At 67.9% G+C, this 2,654-nt stretch carries 2 protein-coding genes; both read left to right on the forward strand.

Annotated elements, in window-relative coordinates; genetic code table 11:
• The first annotated feature begins 17 nt into the window (after positions 1-17).
• Complete coding sequence (locus EK403_RS15770; protein ID WP_128778413.1) at positions 18-1,232, forward strand: DUF3800 domain-containing protein; 1,215 nt, start codon at positions 18-20, stop codon at positions 1,230-1,232.
• Entirely contained in the window at positions 1,229-2,452 is a 1,224-nt protein-coding gene (locus EK403_RS15775) for an AlbA family DNA-binding domain-containing protein (RefSeq protein ID WP_128778414.1), read from the forward strand. The genes EK403_RS15770 and EK403_RS15775 overlap by 4 nt, the downstream gene beginning before the upstream one ends.
• The last annotated feature ends 202 nt before the right edge of the window (positions 2,453-2,654 follow it).

Raw genomic sequence — 2,654 nt, forward strand, 5'->3', positions numbered from 1 at the left:
GGATTGGAGGGTCGCCGATGTCGCAATCCTTGGCCCCGCCTCACCCGATCTGGTGCGACGAGTCCGGGTCGACCGGCAACGACCTCACCAACACCGATCAGCCGATCTTCACCTACGCCGCGCACGACCTCACCGCCGACCAGTCGGCCGCGCTCGTCGACCGCATCCGCTCGACGCGCGTGCGCCCGATCCAGGCGGTCGAGCTGAAGGCGCGCGGCAAGACCGGCCTGCGCAAGCGCGACGACTGGCCCGAAATCGCCAGGCTGACGCTAGAGGCCCTCGACGGCCATTTCCTCGTCACCGTCATGGACAAGCGCCTCGCGCTCGCCGCCAAGGCGTTCGAGTACATCTTCGAGCCCGTTCTCGAGGACCGCAGCAGGATCTTCTACGACCGCGGCCTGCACATCTTCGTCATGGAGGCGATCGGGCGCACGATTCGCGACGCCGGCGGCCCGGCGGAGGCGGTCGCGGCCGAGCTTCGAACCTTCATGACGTCATTCAAGCCGGCCGACGCGCCGTTGCTGTTTCGCAATGAGCCGACGCTGCCGCCAGACGCCGCCGTGCTCGGGCTCCTGTTGCGCTTCGCGCGCGGCTACCGCGACCAGATCGCGGCCCGATCGGTTCATCTCGAGGCGAGCGGGATCGCCCATTGGATACTCGACCTCGCCGCAACCTCGTTCCAGTCGCTGCTGGCGCGCGGCCTCGGCGGCCGCCACGGCAAGGTTCAGGTCTACTGTGACGAATCCGAGCCTCTCGAGGCGATGAACGACTATTTCGAGGCCTGGATCGACCGTCCGGACGCCGTCCCGATTCCAGGACCCGGCGGGCGGTTCGTGCAGCTCAAGCTCGATATGGCCGGGCCGATCCGCTTCGAACGCTCGATAGACCATGCCGGGCTCCAGCTTGCCGACGTCGTGGCCGGCGCGACCTACGAGATCTACGGCGATCCGGCGAAGAACCGGCTGGGCGAGCTCGCCCCGCTCGTCGCCCGGCATCTTCATGAAGATCACATGCTGCCCGACGCGGTCGCGCCAGATCCGAGCAATCCGATGGTTCGCACGCACATGCACATCCTGCGTCTCCTGGCGGCGCGCGCCGAACTGCGCCAGGATCCGCTCAAGGGCATGGACCGCGAGTATTACGCCGCCCTGAAGCGGTTTTCGCGACCGGCCGGACGCGTCGGCCGGAAGCCTCGTCAGGATGGCCCCGGCGGTCCGAAAGGCCGGGCATGACGGTGCTGGCGCTGGAAACCACGCCGATCGAGGAGCTGACGGCCGACGACGTCCGCGATTTTGTCGCCGGTCGAAACGTCGCGGAAAGCCAGACCCTCGAGTTCAAGCAGGAGGCGTCGAGTTTCGCCCGTCGCCGTTCGATCGCGGCCCTCGCCAACGCCTATGGCGGTACGTTTGTAATCGGCGTGGTCGAGGAGGCGCATGTCGCGGTCGCCCTGCAGCTCGTGCCCGACTGCGTCGAGGAGGCCAACCGTCTCGGCCAGAGCGTCGCCGACGCGTTCACACCGCCGCTGGTCGGGTTGCGGATCCGCGGCGTCCCGGTCGAGGGCGACGCCGGCGTCGTCATCGCCCGCGTGCCGGCCTCCCCTCGCCGGCCGCACGCGACATCAAGGCAAGGTGAGAAAGACGGGCTCTTCGTCTTCGTCCGGCGCGGTCTGGAAACCCGCGCGGTCGGCATGCGGGAGGTCCAGGATATGACGCTTGCGGCCTCGAGCCAGGCGGAGCGGGTGTTTGCGCGGATAGCGGCGCTTCGAAGCCCTGTTCAGGAGAGCAGGCTGAGCGAGCCGCTTCAGAGGCGCCGCCCGCCTTTCCAGATCCATTTGTGCGCCGCGCCTGTCACGCCGGTCTCGCTTGGCAGGCTCGACGCGGATCGCACGCTGCAGGCCGGCGAAATCAATTTCGAAGGTCCGTTCGGCCCGGTTGTGTTCCGGCATCTCAACGGCGACTGGCGGCCAATCTATCGCGGCCTCCAGATGAAGTCGTCGCGCAAGGACCTTGAGTGCATCTCGACGCTGCACGCCGACGGCGCATGCGAGATCCATTTTCGCGCGTCGCCGCTGACGATCGTCAGGCACGACGCCGGCGAGGACGTCTCATTCTATCTGAACTGGCTGGTTGGCCTTCAGGCTGCGCGCATCCTGTGGTGCGAGAAGATCCGCGCAGCCGTCGCAGAGCCACAGCTCGAATTCGCCCTGGGCGATTTCCTGGCCTGTGACTACGAGCGTGTGACGCTCAACGCGGGGCAGCGCTACGAGGGCGACATCGGCGCCATGAGCGTCGGGGCCCAGGCCCCTGATCCTGGACTGTTCGGGGACGCCGGCGACGTCGACCGTCTGCTTAACGCGGCGGTCAGGGATTTCTACAATCTTGGGGGACAGGCGGGACCGACCGAGGACGTCGTGTTCGATCTCGCGCCGGCGCGTCGCGCCTGGGGCCTTTAACGATGGGCGCGTCTCCCGGAGGGGGCTTTTCGGGCGGCGGCGCGGACGCGCAGGCCAGCGACGCCACGGCGATCAGGGTTTGCCGGTGACCAATCTTCCAGCCCCGCTCCAGCCGCGCGATCATGAGCCGTCGCGGTCGATCGCGCTTGATACGCTGTCGGCGATCCTGCCGCTCGATCGGCGCGAGCGGCTGGCGGGAAAC

Origin of the sequence: Hansschlegelia zhihuaiae, from assembly GCF_004103825.1 — a bacterium.
GTDB lineage: Bacteria > Pseudomonadota > Alphaproteobacteria > Rhizobiales > Methylopilaceae > Methylopila > Methylopila zhihuaiae.

Excerpts from the sequence above, each read along its gene's own strand:
- EK403_RS15775 (WP_128778414.1), top strand. The coding sequence starts at position 1,229 with ATGACGGTGCTGGCGCTGGAAACCACGCCGATCGAGGAGCTGACGGCC.
- EK403_RS15770 (WP_128778413.1), top strand. The coding sequence starts at position 18 with ATGTCGCAATCCTTGGCCCCGCCTCACCCGATCTGGTGCGACGAGTCC.